At 74.3% G+C, this 214-nt stretch carries 1 protein-coding gene; it reads left to right on the top strand.

Annotation, left to right across the window (positions count from 1 at the left end; genetic code table 11):
• On the top strand, positions 1-214 hold a 214-nt coding region (locus tag ACLBX9_RS03815; protein WP_447717959.1), incomplete at both ends, for a hypothetical protein.

Below are 214 nucleotides of genomic sequence, written 5' to 3' on the forward strand. Positions count from 1 at the left end.
CGACCGGCTCGACGGGCGCCACTGGAGCCACGGGTCGTACCGGCTCGACGGGAGCGACCGGTTCAACGGGAGCGACCGGTTCGACCGGCGCCACCGGAGCGACAGGCCGCACTGGCTCGACCGGAGCCACCGGTTCGACCGGCTCGACGGGCGCCACTGGAGCCACGGGTCGTACCGGCTCGACGGGAGCGACCGGTTCAACGGGAGCGACCGG

It is taken from the genome of Methylobacterium sp. A49B (assembly GCF_053346215.1).